Genomic DNA, 16,219 nt, shown 5'->3' with positions numbered 1-16,219 from the left:
CGATATGGCTGACACTGCTGCCCGCACGCCGTTGATGGCGGGCAACTGGAAGATGAACGTCAACCACGTCGAGGCCGTGCACCTGCTGCAGAAGCTCAGCTGGACGCTGCAGGACAAGAAGCACGACTTCGAGCGGGTCGAGGTGGCGGTGCTGCCGCCGTTCACCGACATCCGCAGCGTGCAGACGCTCGTCGACGGCGACCGGATGAAGATCGTGTACGGCGCGCAGGACGTGTCGGTGCACGACGAGGGCGCCTACACCGGCGAGATCTCGGCGGCGATGCTGACCAAGCTCGGCTGCACCTACGTGCTGGCCGGTCACTCCGAGCGCCGGCAGTACCACGGTGAGGACGACGCGCTGGTGAACGCCAAGGCCACCAAGGCGCTGGCGGCCGGGCTGGTCCCGATCGTCTGTGTCGGCGAGGGCCTCGAGGTCCGCAAGGCCGGCGAGCACGTCGCGCACACGCTGGCCCAGGTCGACGGCGCGCTGGCCGGGCTCAAGCCGGACGACGTCCGCAAGGTCGTCATCGCCTACGAGCCGGTCTGGGCGATCGGCACCGGTGAGGTGGCCACTCCCGAGGACGCGCAGGAGGTCTGCGCGGCGATCCGGGGCCGGCTGGAGGACTCGATCTCACCCGCCGTGGCCGACGCGGTGCGGATTCTGTACGGGGGGTCGGTGAAGATGAGCAGCGCAGGTGGCATCATGTCCCAGCCGGACGTCGACGGCTGCCTGGTCGGGGGAGCGAGCCTCAAGGTGGACGAGTTCGCCGGTATCTGCCGTTACCTGGACCTTCAGTTAGGCTACTCCTCGTGATTCTCGCTTTTCAGATCGTCGTCGTCATCTGCAGCCTGATCCTCACGCTGCTCGTGCTGCTGCACAAAGGCCGCGGTGGTGGCCTTTCCGACCTGTTCGGTGGTGGGGTCTCGTCCAGCCTGGGCGGATCGTCGGTCGCCGAGCGGAACCTCGACCGGATCACGATCGGTGTCGGTCTGATCTGGTTCGCGGCCATCGTCGCGCTCGGCCTGCTGTACAAGCTCGGCTGAGAGGCGTAGTCGTGGCTGGCAGTGGCGGTGCGATTCGTGGCAGCAGGGTCGGAGCAGGACCGATGGGCGAGGCGGAGCGCGGTGAGTCCGCGCCCCGGCAGCGCATCGTGTTCTTCTGCGCCAACGGTCACGAGACCGCGACGGTGTTCGCGGTCGAGGCGGCCATCCCGGAGGCGTGGGATTGTCCGCGGTGCGGTCTGCCGACCAGCACCGACGTGAACAACCCCCCACCGCCGCCGAAGATCGAGCCGTACAAGACGCACCTGGCGTACGTGAAGGAACGGCGCAGCGAGCAGGAGGCCGCCCAGATCCTCGAAGAGGCCCTGGAGCGCCTGCGCGCCCGCCGCGCCAACGGCGAGATCATCTTCTAGCTGGTCCTCGCGACACCCGGGCAGTCCACGGCGGACCGCCCGGGTGTTCGCGTTGCCGCGGGTCGGCGCTCGGCGGTCCGCGGTAGCTCTGCGCGGTCGCCGGTCAGCGCGACGGGCGTGCGGCGTACCGGGCGAAGAGCTGGTTCAGCTCGCCCTGCGGAATCTGCTGGTCGGCGAACGTCATCGTGCCGTGCTCGCGCAGCTCCTCGGCCGCCCGCCGGACGAACCCGAGCGCGGACCGCGCGATGCTTCCCCCGAGACTGACCCGGGTGACTCCCGCGCCGACGACGTCCGCGACGGTGAGCTTCGAGCTGCCCAGCCCCAGTACGACGTTCAGCGGGCCGTCGATCTCCGCCACCAGGGTCCGCAGCTGTTCGAGATCGTTGACCCCCGGCACGTACAGGCAGTCCGCACCCGCCTCGCGGAACAAGTTCGCCCGCCGGATCGAATCAGCCAGCGGAACGAGCCCGTCGAGCAACTGCCCGTCCGTGCGAGCCGTCAGCACGAAGTCCGGCCCGGCCGCCTCCCGCGCGGCCACGATCCGCTCGACCGACAACTGCTCGTCGTAGAGCGCGCGGCCGTCGTAGTCCTCGATGTTGCCACCGGCCAGACCCGCGTCCCGCGCCCGCCGGATCGTCCGCGCGACGTCGTCCGGCGAGGCGCCGTACCCGTCTTCCAGATCACCGTTCACCGGTACGCCGACCGCCTGCGTGATCTGGTGAATCCGCTCGAACATCACCTCGAGCGGGACCGTCGGCGCGCCGTCGGGCACCGTGTGGTCGCCGGCCCCGAGCGAGAACGCGATGCCCGCGCTGGTCGTCGCCAGCGCCGGGAAACCCGCCTCGGCCAGGACGACCGCGCTGCCGGCGTCCCAGGCGTTCGGCATCACGAAAGATCCGCTGTGCAGCTCACGAAAGTCCGTCATGCCCCGATCATGCCGGGCGAACGGTTCGGCGGACGCCGTACCGACTGCCCATCCGCCGATGGACCGAGACCTGACCAGCTGAAACCAAGCAGCCCCGGCAGGCGCGAGGCCAACCGGGGCTGCTGGTGTTCGTTTTGTCAGCTGAGCTTCGACGCGCTGGCGTCGTCGAGCAGCCACAGCGTTCGTTCGGTGCCCTTCGGACTGGCCGCGGGGACCTCGCCACCAGCCAGTGCCGTCTGGACGGCGTCCGCCTTGTCCTCGCCCGACACGACGAACCAGACCTCCGCCGCCCGCGCCAGCACCGGGAACGTCAGCGAGACCCGGGTCGGTGGCGGCTTGGGCGAGTCGTGCACCGCAACCGCCGTCCGGTCGTTGACCTTCAGCTCGGGATACCCGGGAAACAGCGACGCGACATGCCCGTCCGGCCCGACACCCAGCATCAGTACGTCGAACGCCGGAACAGCGAGCCCGTCCGAGCCACCCGCAACGGCGGCCAGTTCTTCCGCGTACGCCGCGGCAGCCGCCTCCGGGCCCTGTCCGGTGTCGGGTGCCATCTCGTGCACCTTCGCCGGATCCACGTCGACCTTGGACAGCAGCGCGTCCCACGCCTGGGTGGCGTTGCGCTCGGGATCTCCCTCGGGCAGGAAGCGCTCGTCGCCGAACCAGAACTCGACCCGTCGCCAGTCGATCGCCGTCCGGGCCGGGGACTCCGCCACGGCCCGGTGGACGACTGCCGCGACCCGGCCGCCGGTGAGCACGACCTGGGCGACCCTGCCGGTGCTCTGGACGTCGACGAGCCGGGTGATCAGCCGGGCCGCGACGGCGTGGGCCAGGCCCTCGGCGTCGCGGTTGACCAGAATCTCGGGCGTGCTCATGACCGCCCGGCCACCTTCTTGCCGGTGGCCTTCTTCGCCGTCTTCTTGGCCGCCGGCGCGGCGGTCTTCTTGGTCGCCGACTTCGCCGCGCTGGTCTTCTTCGCCGAGGCCGCGGCCGAGGTCTTCTTGGCCGGCGCCTTCTTCTTGGCGTCGGCGGCGTGTGCCTCGAGCTCCGGCGACGCGGCCTTGCCCTCCACCGCTGCCGTCCGCACCGCTGCCTTCTCCGCGGCGGACTGCGCCGAACGCCGGTCGGCCGCGCTGACCTTCTTCGCGTCGGCCGGCATCGACTCCCGCTCGACCATGCACGCCAGCGTCTGCGCGTACACGTCGTCCGGGTCGAGCCGCCGCAGCTCCTCGCTCAGCAGCTCCGACGGCGTACGCCGCTTCAGCGCGACCGGGCGGTCCGGCTGACCGGGAACGCTGAACGTCGCGATCGACCCGTCCGGCCGGCTCAGCACGATCGGACCGGCCGGCGTGAACAGCCGAACCGCCGTCAGGCCCGGACCTCGCGAGGTCTTCTGCTCGACGGCCACACCCAGCTTGCACTGCAGCCAGGCGGCCATCAGGTCGGCACTCGGGTTGCCCTTCGCCGACACCACCTCCGCGCCGGTGACGTGCGCCGGGTACTGGTCGAGCGCCGCCGCCATCAACGCGCGCCACGGCGTCAGCCGTGACCACGCGAAGTCGGTGTCGCCCGGCTGGTACCCCTCGGCACGGGCCGAGAAGTCGACCGAGGCGCGCCGCGTCGCCGCGGCGTCGGTCACCCGGCGCCGGCCGAGCTTGCCCAGCGGGTCGGCGGCGGGCACCTTCGGCCCACCGCCCGGCCACCAGACGATGACGGGGGAGTCCGGCAGCAGCAGCGGAGTCACGACCGACTCGGGAACCTTCGCGAGCTCGCCGTGCAGCCGCAGCAGCACCGCCTCACCCGGAATGCCCTCGCCGACCCGGACCTCCGCGTCCAGTCCGCCTTCGCCCCGGCCCGGCCGCAGGATCGCGACCAGCACCCGCGAGGGGTGCTCACGGCCGGCCTCGTTCGCGGCCTTCATCGCGTCGTGGTGGGACGCCTCGTCGACGACCACCACGATCGTGCCGACCATGCCCATGGCCGGCGAGCCCGCGTTGCGGCGGGCCCTCAGCAGCGCCGACGCGATCTCGCTCGACGTCGTACTGGTCAGGTCGATGATCATGGCCGCCTCCAGGCGCGTCCGTCGCGGGCGAGCATCTCGTGGGCGGAGTCCGGTCCCCAGCCGCCGGAGTCGTACTGCTCCGGCTGACCCTGCTCGGCCCAGAAGTTGATCACCGGGTCGAGGATCTTCCAGCCCAGCTCCACCTCGGTGTGCTGGGGGAACAGCGGCGGGTCGCCGAGCAGCACGTCGAGGATCAGCCGCTCGTAGGCCTCCGGGGAGGACTCGGTGAACGACCCGCCGTAGGCGAAGTCCATGTTCACGTCGCGGATCTCCATCATCGTGCCCGGCACCTTGGCGCCGAACCGCATCGTGATGCCCTCGTCCGGCTGGATCCGCATCACCAGGGCGTTCTGCCCCAGCTCCTCGGTCTCGGTCGCGGTGAACGGCAGGTGCGGGGCGCGCTTGAACATCACCGCGACCTCGGTCACCCGGCGGCCGAGCCGCTTGCCGGTGCGCAGGTAGAACGGGACGCCGGCCCAGCGGCGGGTGTCCACGTCGACCCGCATCGCGGCGAAGGTCTCGGTCGCGGAGTGCTGCGGGATGCCGTCCTCCTGCAGGTAGCCCTTGACCTTGGTGCCACCGGCCCAGCCGGCGGCGTACTGGCCGCGGGCGGTGTGCAGGTCGAGGCGGTCCGGCAGCTTGACCGCTGCCAGCACCTTCTTCTTCTCCTGCCGCAGCGACCAGGCGTCGAAGCTGACCGGCTCCTCCATCGCGACCAGCGCGAGCAGCTGGAGCAGGTGGTTCTGGATCACGTCGCGGGCCGCGCCGATGCCGTCGTAGTACCCGGCCCGGCCGCCGATGCCGATGTCCTCGGCCATCGTGATCTGGACGTGGTCGACGTAGTGGCTGTTCCAGACCGGCTCGAACATGGCGTTGGCGAACCGCAGCGCCAGCATGTTCTGCACGGTCTCCTTGCCCAGGTAGTGGTCGATCCGGAAGACCGCCTCCGGCGGGAAGACCGACTCGACCACGTGGTTGAGCTCACGCGCGCTCTTCAGGTCGTGGCCGAACGGCTTCTCGATCACCACCCGCCGCCACGAGCCTGCCACCTCGTCGGCCAGCCCGTGCTGCTTGAGCTTCTCGACCACCTTGGGGAACAGGCTCGGCGGGATCGACAGGTAGAACGCGTGGTTGCCACCGGTGCCGCGGTTGACGTCCAGTTCGTCCACGGTCTCCCGCAGCTTCTTGAACGCCTCGTCGTCGGTCAGGTCGCCCGGCACGAACCGGAAGCCCTCGGCGAGCTGCTGCCAGACCTCTTCCCGGAACGGCGTGCGCGCGTGCTCCTTGACCGAGTCGTGCACGATCTGCGCGAAATCCTGGTTGCTGAAGTCGCGCCGGGCGAACCCGACCAGCGCGAAGCCCGGCGGCAGCAGCCCCCGGTTGGCCAGGTCGTAGATCGCCGGCATCAGCTTCTTGCGGGCCAGGTCACCGGTGACACCGAAGATCACCAGGCTGGACGGCCCGGCGATCCGGGGGAGCCGCCGGTCCTGGGGATCCCGCAGCGGGTTCACCGGGCCGGTCGGCTCTTCTTCGAGTTCAGCGGTCATCGCCGCTTGCCTCCGACTTGTCGTGTGCGTCGAGTAGAGAAATGAGCTGCTGTACGCCGGCCTGCGGGTCGGTCAGGTGCAGCCGCAGCACCGGGCGCCCGCGCTCGGCGAGCACGCCGGCGTCACCCGCGGCCTGCGCGGAGATCAGCGTGCCGAAACTGAACGGCCGGTCCGGGATCTCGACGTCGGTGGACTCCGACGTGGTGATCTGCAGGAACACGCCCTGCGGGTGGCCGCCCTTGTGGTACTGGCCGGTCGAGTGCAGGAACCGGGGACCCCAGCCGAAGGTGACCGGGCGTCCGGTCCGCTCCGCCAGCGCCGGCCGGATCGCGACCAGGCTCTCGTCGCGCTCGGAGTCCAGGTAGGCCATCACGGCCAGGTAGCCGTCGTCGGCGAGCTGGCCGAGCAGCGCGTCGACCGCGCCCTTGACGCTGTCCACTCCGTCGAGCAGACCGTCGGTGCCGCGAACCTCGATGGCACCGTCGGTGAAGGCCGCGGCCTCCGGCTCCGGCTGGGCGTCGAGCAGACCGCGGGCGGCCTGCTTGGCGCTCTCGACGTCGGGCTGGTCGAACGGGTTGATGCCGAGCAGGTAGCCCGCCACCGCGGTCGCCGTCTCCCAGAGCAGCATCTGCGCGCCCAGCGAGCCGGTGGTGACGACGGTCGGCGTACCGGAGGCGACCGAGGCGGAGCTGGTGTCCGCCGCGAGCAGCGTGTGCACCAGGTCGCCCGCGCCGCTGTGCAGCTCCGGTGCCTTCAGGCTCTGTACGGCGACCGGCAGGACGCCGGTGCCGTTCTTGCCGGTGCTCTCGGCGATCAGCTGCTCGGCCCAGTCCGGGAACCCGACGATCGACGAGCCACCGGCGGCGATGATCGCCTTGTCCCGGCCCGGGCTGCCGGCCAGTACGGCGGCCAGCACGAGCGCGGGGTTGTCCGGGCTGTCGGCCTGCAAGGCAGGGGCGACCTCGGCGGCCTGGTCCAGCAGTTCGGCCACGTCCGCGCCGGCCAGCGCCGACGGCACCAGGCCGAAGGCGGTCAGCGCGCTGTAGCGGCCGCCGACGTGCGGGTCGGCCAGGAACGTCTTGCGGTAGCCCTCGTCGGCCGAGAGCTTCTCGAACGGCGAACCCGGGTCCGTGACGACGACGATCCGCGACGCGGCGTCGATGCCCGCGTCGGTGAACGCCTTGACGAACGCCCGGCGCTGGCTGTCGGTCTCGACCGTGCCGCCGGACTTGCTGGACACCACCAGCACGGTGCGCTGCAGATCCCCGGCCAGGGCCCGGGCGATCACGCTCGGGTTGGTGGAGTCCAGCACGACCAGCTCGACGCCGGCCGTGCGGGTGATCACCTCCGGCGCGAGCGACGAGCCGCCCATGCCGGCCAGCACGATCCGGTCCAGGCCTTCGGCCCGCAGGTCGGCCTGCAGCGCCTCGATCTCGGCCAGCAGCGGCCGCGACGAGTCGTACAGGTCGACCCAGCTGAGCCGGATCGAGGACTCGGACTCGGCGTCCGGACCCCAGATCTTGGCGTCCTTGGCGGCGATCCGGGAGGCGATCTTCTCGCTGACCAGCCGGTCGACGACGTCCTGCCAGCCCTCGCCGTAGGCCTTCGCGGTGGTCTGCTCGGTCACTTGGCCGCCGCCTTCAGGGCCGCGGTGACGGTGTCCTGCAGCTCCGACCAGGAGGCGTCGAACTTGCTGACGCCCTCGTCCTCGAGCACCTGGACGACCTCGTCGTAGGAGATGCCCAGCTTCTCCAGGTCCGCGATCACCTTGCGGTCCGCGTCGTAGTTTCCGCGCACGGTGTCGCCGGTGATGTCGGCACCCTCGGCCACCGCGTCGATCGTTGCCTGCGGCATCGTATTGACGACGCCGCGGGTGACCAGGTCCTCGACGTACATGGTCGGCTTGTACGCCGGGTCCTTGACGCCGGTCGAGGCCCACAGCGGGCGCTGCGGCTTCGCTCCGGCGGTCTCCAGCTCGCGCCAGCGGTCGGAGGCGAAGATCTCCTCGTAGGCCTCGAAGGCCAGCCGCGCGTTGGCGATCGCGGCCTTGCCCTTGAGCGCCTTGGCCTCGTCCGTGCCGATCGCGTCGAGGCGCTTGTCCACCTCGCTGTCGACCCGGCTGACGAAGAACGAGGCAACGCTGGCCAGCTTGGTCACGTCGTGGCCGTTGTCCAGGGCCTTCTCCAGGCCGGTCAGGAACGCGTCCGCGACCGCCTTGTAGCGCTCCAGGGAGAAGATCAGCGTCACGTTCACGCTGATCCCGGCGGCCAGGGTCTCCGTGATCGCCGGCAGGCCCTCCTTGGTGGCCGGGATCTTGATGAACACGTTCTCCCGGCCGACGATCTCCCACAGCTCCTTGGCCTGGCCGATCGTCTTCTCGGTGTCGCGCGCGAACCCCGGCTCGACCTCGATCGAGACCCGGCCGTCGACACCGTCGGTGTCGTCGTACACGGGCTTGAACAGGTCGGCGGCGTCCCGGACGTCGTCGGTGGTGATCACCCGGATCGCCTCGTCGGTCGACACGCCCTCGGCGGCCAGCCGGGAGACGATCTCGGCGTAGGCGTTCTTGTCCGAGATCGCCTTGGCGAAGATGGTCGGGTTGGTGGTCACCCCGCTGACGTGCTGGTCGTGGATCAGCGTGGCCAGGCTGCCGCTGGTCAGCCGCTGCCGGGACAGGTCGTCGAGCCAGATGGAAACGCCGGCGTCGGCGAGGTCTTTCAAACGGTCGTTCATGTCCAAGCTCCGATGTTCTGTTGTGGTTGTTCAGTTGGCGGCGTAGGTGTCCGCCGGACCGACCGGTCCGGCCGCGGCACGTCCTGCCGGTACACCGCTGCCACCGAGCTCGGCTGCCGCGGCAATGCTGTCCTTCGCGGCCTGGACCACGGCGTCGGCGGTGATGCCGAACTCCGAGTACAGGCGCTTGTAGTCGGCCGAAGCGCCGTAGTGCTCCAGGCTCACGCTGCGGCCGGCGTCGCCGACGATCTCGCGCCAGCCGAGCTTGATGCCGGCCTCGACCGAGACCCGCGCCTTCACCTGCGGCGGGATCACCGAGTCGCGGTAGGCGTCGTCCTGCTCGTCGAACCACTCGCGGGAGACCAGCGAGACGACGCGCGCCTTGATGCCCTGCTCGGCGAGCGTGGCCCGGGCCTCGACGGCCAGCTGGACCTCGGAGCCGGTGCCGATCAGGATCACGTCGGGGGTGCCGTCGGTGTCGAGCAGCGTGTAGCCGCCCTTGTGCACGTTCTCCGTGGTGGCGTAGCCGTCGGTGCCGCGCGGGAAGGTCGGCACGTTCTGCCGGGTCAGCACCAGGCCGGCCGGGCGGTCGCTGTGCTCCAGGATGGTGGCCCAGGCGGCCGCGGTCTCGTTCGCGTCGGCCGGGCGGACCACGTCCAGACCCGGGATCGCGCGCAGCGCGGCCAGGTGCTCGATCGGCTGGTGCGTCGGGCCGTCCTCACCGAGGCCGATCGAGTCGTGCGTCCACACGTAGGTGACCGGCAGCTTCATCAGCGCGGCCAGCCGGACGGCCGGGCGCATGTAGTCGCTGAAGACCAGGAACGTGCCGCCGTACGGGCGGGTGCCGCCGTGCAGGGCGATGCCGTTCAGCACCGAGCCCATGCCGTGCTCGCGGATACCGAAGTGCAGGACCCGGCCGTACTCGTTGCCCGGGAACGCCTTGGTGGCGTGCTCGGCCGGCACGAACGACGGCTGGCCCTTCGGGGTGGTGTTGTTCGAGCCGGCCAGGTCGGCCGAACCGCCCCAGAGCTCGGGCAGCACCGGCGCCAGCTTGGTCAGCACCTCACCGGAGGCGGACCGGGTGGCGACACCCTTCGCGTCGGCCTCCCACGTCGGCAGCTCGTCCTTCCAGCCCGGCGACAGCTCGTGCTTGTCGAGCCGGTCGAGCAGCTCGGCCCGCTCGGGCGACGCCTCGCGCCACGCGTCGAACTTCTGCGACCACTCCTGCTCGGCCGCCTTGCCCCGCTCCACCGCCTGGCGGGTGTGGGCGATCACCTCGTCGGCGACCTGGAACGACTGCTCCGGGTCGAAACCGAGGATCTGCTTGGTCGCGGCCACCTCGTCGGCACCCGCGGCCGAGCCGTGGATCTTGCCGGTGTTCTGCGCGTTCGGGGCCGGCCAGCCGATGATCGTGTGCAGCCGGATGAAGGTGGGCTTGTCGGTGACCGCCTTGCCCGCCTCGATCGCGTCGTACAGGGCCTGGACGTTCTCCTCGTAGCCGGTGCCGCTGTTGGTCCAGTCGACGTCGTGCACGTCCCAGCCGTAGGCCGCGTAGCGGGCGGCGACGTCCTCGGAGAACGCGATGTTGGTGTCGTCCTCGATCGAGATCTTGTTGGCGTCGTAGATCACCGTGAGGTTGCCGAGCTTCTGGTGGCCGGCCAGCGAGGAGGCCTCCGCCGAGACGCCCTCTTCGAGGTCGCCGTCCGAGGCGATCACGTAGATGTGGTGGTCGAACAGGCTCTCGCCCTGGGCCGTGTCGGGGTCGAGCAGGCCGCGCTCGCGGCGGGCCGCCATCGCCATGCCGACCGCGTTGCCGACGCCCTGACCCAGCGGGCCGGTGGTCGTCTCGACGCCGGGGGTGTGGCTGTACTCCGGGTGGCCCGGGGTCGAGCTGCCCCACGTCCGCAGCGACTTGAGGTCGTCGAGCTCCAGGCCGAAACCGGCCAGGTAGAGCTGGATGTAGAGGGTCAGGCTGGAGTGCCCGGCCGACAGGACGAAGCGGTCCCGGCCGGCCCAGTGCGGATTGGCCGGGTTGTGCCGCATCACCTTCTGGAACAGCAGGTACGCGGCGGGGGCCAGGCTCATCGCAGTCCCCGGATGGCCGTTGCCCACCTTCTCCACCGCGTCCAGCGCGAGCACCCGCACGGTGTCGACCGCGCGCTGATCCACGTCGGTCCATTCAAGCTTGGGGCTGGTCTTCTCCGTCACGCCGGCGGCGCTCCTCTCGATGGCTGCGAAACACTCGTCTGGTCGGCTCCGAGGCTCGGCCGGCCGGGCAGCCCGCATGCCGGTCGCGCCCCCGCGCGTCACCGTGTGCGAGCCTACTCGCCAACGTGCTCATTGCCTTCCATACCTCGCCAACCCGGATCGGCGGTAAGTTGTTCCCGGCCCAGGCGCGAGGCATGTCACCCACCTTCACCCGGGGTGGCGCCTTGCGGCACCCGGCGAAGTGGCTGTCGGGGGTCCGGCGGGCAGCACCCCGGTGCCCCTCCGGTGCGGCCGTATCCCTGCCGCCGCAGGGGGGTGGTTCGGTCCTCCTACGGGCCGTCGTAGACTGTCGAACCGTCAGCGCCGGTCGCCCGGCGTCAATCTCCGAAGTTCGAGGTGTTCGTGACGGCCGTCGACCCGCGTCCAGCCGCGACGACGTCGTACCCGGCGCCGCTGCCGACCGAACCGGCTCCCCACGAGGTGGCCGGCCCGTCGGTACGCGACGTGATCAAGGCGTACGTCGGTCTGACCAAGCCGCGCATCATCGAGCTCCTGCTGGTCACCACGATCCCGGTGATGTTCCTGGCCGCCGGGGGAGTCCCCGGGCTGGGCGTCGTCGCCGCCACCCTGGTCGGCGGGATCCTGGCTTCCGGCAGCGCGAACACGATCAACTGCGTGCTCGATCGCGACATCGACGAGCAGATGCGCCGGACCCGCCGCCGGCCGTTGCCGCGGCACGCGGTCAGTCCGCGCTCGGCGATGGTGTTCGGCATCACGCTCGGGGTGCTGGCGACCCTGGAGCTCGGCTTCTTCGTCAACTGGCTGTCGTCGGTGCTGGCGCTGGTGGCCAACCTGTTCTACGTGTTCGTCTACACGATGGTGCTCAAGCGCCGGACCGTGCAGAACATCGTCTGGGGCGGGATCGCCGGTTGCTTCCCGACCCTGATCGGCTGGACCGCGGTCACCAACGAGCTGGCCTGGACGCCGCTGGTCCTGTTCGGCGTGGTGTTCCTGTGGACGCCGCCGCACACTTGGGCGCTGGCGATGCGGTACCGCGAGGACTACGCCTCGGTCGACGTCCCGATGCTGCCGGTGGTCGCCACCCCGGTCGCCACCGCGCGGCAGATCCTGGCCTACAGCATCGCGATGGTGATCGCCTCGATCGCGCTCTGGCCGGTCGCGGACACCGGCTTCGTCTACCCGCTGGCCGCCGTCGTGCTCGGTGCGGTGTTCCTGCGCGAGGCGTTCGCGCTGCTGGCCCGGGCCCACACCGGCGCCGACGGCGCGGCCCTGCGGCCGATGCGGCTGTTCCACTTCTCGAACATCTACCTGGCGCTGCTGTTCATCGCCGCCGCGATCGACCCGCTGCTGCACTGAGCGCCGGTCGTTGCCCACGGCCCGGATCTCCACGGTCCGTCGTCGCTGCCGCACCAGTGGTTGCTGCGCGCGGTATTCGTCCGGACGCGGTGTGTTCTCCCGTTGACCTGGTCGCCGAGCAGTGCTGCCATGGGGTGGTCCGTGGAGGCCGCTCCACCCTGGGGGGACGGGGACACTAGGGGGAACTAGTGGGGGTCACAAAAGCACGTCTGGCCGCTGTCTCGGCGGCCGCGCTGGTCGGATCGGTTCTGGTGGCCGCTCCCGCCGAGGCGCACGGCGGGGGCAGTCTGGTGCCGGTCGTCACGGGGCTGAACTCGCCGCGGGGAGTCGCCACGCATTGGTCGAAGATCATCTACAGCACCGGCGACGGCTCGGTCTGGGAGGCCTGGTCCAGCGGCAAGAAGATCCGCAAGCTCGGGACGGTGCCCGGCGGATTCGCGCCCGCCGTCGACACCAACGTCTGGGGGACGACGTACGCGGTGACCGGCGCCGGAGGGGAGCCGGGTTCACCCCCCACGCCGGGGTCGACGACGCTGTACAAGATGCGGCCGGGCAAGGCGCCGCTGAAGATCGCCGACATCGGCAAGTACCAGCTGAAGGATCCGGACAAGTACGACCAGGAGAACAACCCGACCGAGAGCAACCCGTTCGGTGTCGCGGCCTTGCGCGACGGGACGGTGCTGGTCGCGGACGCGGCGGGTAACGACCTGCTGCGGGTCTGGCCGAACGGCCACATCAGGACGGTCGCCCGGCTGAAGCCGCGCTGGGTCAAGACGCCATCGGGTCTGCCGGCACCCCCGGCCTTCCCGCCGGCCGGTACGCCGGTCAACAGCGAGGCCGTCCCGACGTCGGTCACCGTCGGCTCGGACGGCTACTGGTACGTCGGTGAGCTGCGCGGCTTCCCGGCCACGCCGGGCACGTCGCAGATCTGGCGGATCAAGCCGGGCTCGTACAACGCGGTCTGCGACCCGTACAAGCCGTACTCGGGCAACTGCAAGCGCTGGGCCGACGGGTACACGTCGATCGTCGACCTGGCCGGTGGTCCGCGCGGTGCGATCGCCGCCGTCCAGCTGGCACGGGACAGCTGGCTGAAGTGGGAGGTCAGTGGCCAGCCGACCGCTGTCGGCTCGCTGATCGTCCAGTGGCCCAACAAGTGGCGCTACGGCGGTCCGCGCAAGGAAGTCGCGCGCGGCAAGCTGCAACTGCCCGGTGGCGTCGCGTTCAGCAGGTGGGGTCACCTGTACGTGTCGGCACCGGTGTTCGGTCCAGGCGCCATCTACCGCGTGAGATAGCGGTGCGTTGAGCAGCCCGGGGCGTTCGGTCGTCTCACCCGACCGGACGCCCCGGGCGTCGTACTAGGTGGCCGGTGTGCCGCGTTCGCCGTACACGGCGGTGACAAGGGCGATCAGCACGGCGGCGAAGAACATGTGGATGAGCACGAGCACCCAGGGCAGGCCGGTGAAGTACTGGGTGAAGCCCACGACACCCTGCAGCAGCTCCATCGCCAGCAGCCAGGCGGCGAGCTTGCGCAGCGTGCGGGAGGTCGCGGTGACGCGGGTGGCGATCACCAGCGCGATGGAGACGCCGAGCAAGGCGAACACCACGTCCGCGTGCAACTGGCTGATCAGTTCCTCGTCGAAGCCGTTGCGGCCGGTCTCGGGATCGCCCGAGTGCGGGCCGGCCCCGGTGACAAGGGTGCCGAGGGCAACGGTCAGCCAGACCGCCACCACCGAGGCGGTCGCCAGCGCGCGAACCACTGGGGGAGTGTGCGGGTAAGGACTGGTCCGGGAGCGCCGCATCATCGACACGGTCAGCGTGATGATGATCGGCGAGACGAGGAAGTGCGCGGACACGATCCACGGGTTCAGCCCGGTCAGCACGCTGATGCCGCCGATCACGGCCTGCAGCGGCACGCCCAGCGCGGCCGCGGTCGCCAGCCGGCGCAGGTCCTTGCGCTTGGGCCGGTAGCGCATCACGGCCAGCCAGGTGCCGATCGCGACGAAGGCGACGATGAAGCCGAGCAGCCGGTTCCCGAACTCGATCGCGCCGTGCATGCCTAGTTCCGGGTGCGGCACGTACGACGAGTCGGTGCACTGCGGCCAGGTCGGGCAGCCGAGGCCGGAGCCGGTCAGCCGGACCAGTCCGCCGGTCACCACGATGCCGATGTTCGCCACGACCGACGCCCAGCCCCAGCGCCGGACGGTGTCCAGGCTCGGCTCGGGCACCAGGCGCCACAATCCGGTGACGGGCGGCTCGGTGGCGGGGGCCGGGGTCTCGGTGCTCATCACCGGCACACTCTAATCTGCGGCTACCCGCGGGTCGTGACTGGTCAGTCCCAGCGGAAGGTCCGCGAGACCAGATACCCGAGGACGGCGGCCCAGAGCGTGAGCGAGAGCACAGCGGCCCACGGGATGACGCCCTCGAGGGTGGAGTGGGCGAAGCCGTTCGCGAGGGCCGCGCTCGGCAGGAGCCGGACGATTCCCTGCAGGCCCGCCGGATACTCGTCGACCGGCGTCATGACCGCGCCGCCGACCAGGAGCAACAGATAGAGCAAGTTGGCGGCCGCGAGGGTCGCCTCGGCGCGCAGTACGCCGGCCATCAGCAGCCCGAGCGACGCGAACGCCGCCGTACCGCACAGGACCATCAAAACGATGCCGATCACCGCGTCGACGCCGCCGACCGGCTTCCAGCCGAGCGCGAAGCCGGTGCCGGTCAGGACGATCAGCTGGACCAGCTGGATGGCCAGCACCGAGCCGATCTTCCCGGCCAGCAGTCCGGTACGCGACAGCGGTGAGGCGCCGAGGCGCTTGATCACGCCGTACCGGCGCTCGAAGCCGGTGGCGATCGCCAGCGAGGTGAACGACGTGGAGAGCACGGCCAGCGCCAGCACCCGCGGTACGGCGAGGTCGATCGCGGGGCCGTCGCCCAGGGGCAGCCGGTCGCCGAGCCCGGTGCCGCCGAGCAGCAGGAGGAGTCCGAGCGGGATCACCAGGGCCAGCAGGAGTTGCTCGCCGTTGCGCAGCAGCAGGCGGAACTCCATCCGCGCGTGCGCCAGCACCTTGCGCGGCCACGACGTACTTCCCGGCTGCGGGGCGTACACAGTGCGGGTGCTCATGTCGTCTCTCCAGCCGAGGGCGCGGTGAGCGCCAGGTAGACGTCCTCGAGCGACTTGGCGCCGTGCTCGGTGAGGACGTCGGGACTGCCGGAGGCGATCACCTTGCCGGCCGACAGCACGTGCACCTGGTCGGACAGTTGCTCGGCCTCGTCCATCGCATGGGTGGTCAGCACCACGGTGACGCCGTCCTCGCGCAGGTCGCGGATCAGCTGCCAGATCTCCCGGCGGCCGTGCGGGTCGAGGCCGGTGGTCGGCTCGTCCAGGAACGCGATCTCCGGCCGCCCGACGATCGCCAGCGCCAGCGACAGCCGCTGCTTCTGACCACCCGACAGCCGCCGGTACGGCGTCTTGCCGCAGGTGCCGAGGTCGAGCCGCTCGACCAGCGCGGGCAGGTCCAGGGGATGGGCGTGCAGTGACGCGACGTACCGGAGCATCTCCAGGGCGCGGACGCCGGACCAGGCGCCGCCCTCCTGCAGCATCACGCCGATCCGCGGCATCAGCTCGTCGTGGTCGGCGATCGGGTCCAGCCCGAGCACCCGGACCGCACCGGAATCCGGACGCCGGAAGCCCTCGCACGTTTCCACCGTGGTCGTCTTGCCAGCGCCGTTGGGGCCGAGCACGGACGTCACAGTTCCGCCCGTTACGGTGAGAGTGAGGCCGTCCACAGCGGTCTTCTCGCCGTACCGGACGACTAGGTTGTCGATCTCCACCGCGACTGGCACGTGTGCAGTGTAGGAAACGCGCCGACGTGACGCTGCTCACGGTCGCCCTCGGGCTGAGGCGGAACGGCGTGAACCGGTTAGGGCAGCCTTATTTGAAGGCCCCCCGGAATTACGC

At 70.6% G+C, this 16,219-nt stretch carries 15 protein-coding genes; 5 read left to right on the top strand and 10 right to left on the bottom strand.

Going from position 1 to position 16,219, the window contains the following annotated elements; genetic code table 11:
* Nucleotides 1-4 precede the first annotated feature (4 nt).
* Genes tpiA through BWI15_RS09520 form a run of 3 tightly spaced genes read left to right on the top strand, consistent with a single transcriptional unit; the run spans nt 5 to nt 1,415 of the window.
* Entirely contained in the window at nt 5-814 is an 810-nt protein-coding gene (tpiA, locus tag BWI15_RS09530; RefSeq protein WP_077013975.1) for a triose-phosphate isomerase, read from the top strand.
* Entirely contained in the window at nt 811-1,044 is a 234-nt protein-coding gene (secG, locus tag BWI15_RS09525) for a preprotein translocase subunit SecG (RefSeq protein ID WP_077013974.1), read from the top strand. The genes tpiA and secG overlap by 4 nt, the downstream gene beginning before the upstream one ends.
* 11 nt (nt 1,045-1,055) lie before the next feature.
* Nucleotides 1,056-1,415, top strand: coding sequence for an RNA polymerase-binding protein RbpA (locus BWI15_RS09520; protein WP_077013973.1), 360 nt, complete (start codon nt 1,056-1,058; stop codon nt 1,413-1,415).
* 103 nt (nt 1,416-1,518) lie between these two features.
* On the opposite strand, the gene BWI15_RS09515 is transcribed toward BWI15_RS09520, so the two are convergent.
* The 7 genes from BWI15_RS09515 to tkt all read right to left on the bottom strand — a co-directional run bounded on the left by BWI15_RS09515 (nt 1,519) and on the right by tkt (nt 10,890).
* Nucleotides 1,519-2,340 (bottom strand): isocitrate lyase/PEP mutase family protein, encoded by an 822-nt coding sequence (locus BWI15_RS09515; RefSeq protein WP_077013972.1) that lies wholly within the window; start codon nt 2,338-2,340, stop codon nt 1,519-1,521.
* Between the two features lie 137 nt (nt 2,341-2,477).
* Nucleotides 2,478-3,215, bottom strand: a complete 738-nt coding sequence (gene pgl, locus BWI15_RS09510; RefSeq protein WP_077013971.1) for a 6-phosphogluconolactonase — start codon at nt 3,213-3,215, stop codon at nt 2,478-2,480.
* Nucleotides 3,212-4,402, bottom strand: coding sequence for a glucose-6-phosphate dehydrogenase assembly protein OpcA (locus BWI15_RS09505; protein WP_077013970.1), 1,191 nt, complete (start codon nt 4,400-4,402; stop codon nt 3,212-3,214). Before BWI15_RS09505 ends, pgl begins: the two co-directional genes overlap by 4 nt.
* Nucleotides 4,399-5,949 (bottom strand): glucose-6-phosphate dehydrogenase, encoded by a 1,551-nt coding sequence (zwf, locus tag BWI15_RS09500; protein WP_077013969.1) that lies wholly within the window; start codon nt 5,947-5,949, stop codon nt 4,399-4,401. Before zwf ends, BWI15_RS09505 begins: the two co-directional genes overlap by 4 nt.
* The gene (locus tag BWI15_RS09495) at nt 5,939-7,576 is read right to left on the bottom strand and encodes a glucose-6-phosphate isomerase (protein ID WP_077013968.1); all 1,638 of its coding nucleotides are present in this window, start codon (nt 7,574-7,576) and stop codon (nt 5,939-5,941) included. The genes zwf and BWI15_RS09495 overlap by 11 nt, the downstream gene beginning before the upstream one ends.
* Complete coding sequence (gene tal, locus BWI15_RS09490) at nt 7,573-8,682, bottom strand: transaldolase (RefSeq protein WP_077013967.1); 1,110 nt, start codon at nt 8,680-8,682, stop codon at nt 7,573-7,575. Before tal ends, BWI15_RS09495 begins: the two co-directional genes overlap by 4 nt.
* Nucleotides 8,683-8,712: 30 nt before the next feature.
* Entirely contained in the window at nt 8,713-10,890 is a 2,178-nt protein-coding gene (tkt, locus tag BWI15_RS09485) for a transketolase (RefSeq protein ID WP_077013966.1), read from the bottom strand.
* Between the two features lie 402 nt (nt 10,891-11,292).
* On the opposite strand from tkt, the gene BWI15_RS09480 reads away from it, so the two are divergent.
* Both BWI15_RS09480 and BWI15_RS09475 read left to right on the top strand, forming a co-directional pair.
* Complete coding sequence (locus BWI15_RS09480) at nt 11,293-12,267, top strand: heme o synthase (RefSeq protein WP_077014793.1); 975 nt, start codon at nt 11,293-11,295, stop codon at nt 12,265-12,267.
* Between the two features lie 188 nt (nt 12,268-12,455).
* Nucleotides 12,456-13,559, top strand: coding sequence for a ScyD/ScyE family protein (locus BWI15_RS09475; RefSeq protein WP_077013965.1), 1,104 nt, complete (start codon nt 12,456-12,458; stop codon nt 13,557-13,559).
* A gap of 63 nt (nt 13,560-13,622) precedes the next feature.
* Here BWI15_RS09475 and BWI15_RS09470 read toward each other — a convergent pair whose 3' ends face one another.
* Genes BWI15_RS09470 through BWI15_RS09460 form a run of 3 tightly spaced genes read right to left on the bottom strand, consistent with a single transcriptional unit; the run spans nt 13,623 to nt 16,104 of the window.
* Nucleotides 13,623-14,552, bottom strand: a complete 930-nt coding sequence (locus tag BWI15_RS09470) for a COX15/CtaA family protein (protein WP_077013964.1) — start codon at nt 14,550-14,552, stop codon at nt 13,623-13,625.
* A 44-nt stretch (nt 14,553-14,596) separates the two neighbouring features.
* Complete coding sequence (locus tag BWI15_RS09465) at nt 14,597-15,382, bottom strand: ABC transporter permease (protein ID WP_077013963.1); 786 nt, start codon at nt 15,380-15,382, stop codon at nt 14,597-14,599.
* Nucleotides 15,379-16,104, bottom strand: a complete 726-nt coding sequence (locus tag BWI15_RS09460) for an ABC transporter ATP-binding protein (protein ID WP_237771206.1) — start codon at nt 16,102-16,104, stop codon at nt 15,379-15,381. The genes BWI15_RS09465 and BWI15_RS09460 overlap by 4 nt, the downstream gene beginning before the upstream one ends.
* Nucleotides 16,105-16,219 lie beyond the last annotated feature (115 nt).

Origin of the sequence: Kribbella sp. ALI-6-A, from assembly GCF_001984195.1 — a bacterium.
GTDB lineage: Bacteria > Actinomycetota > Actinomycetes > Propionibacteriales > Kribbellaceae > Kribbella.
Note: the sequence above shows the minus strand (reverse complement) of the source record. Positions and strands in the feature narration are given on the sequence as shown.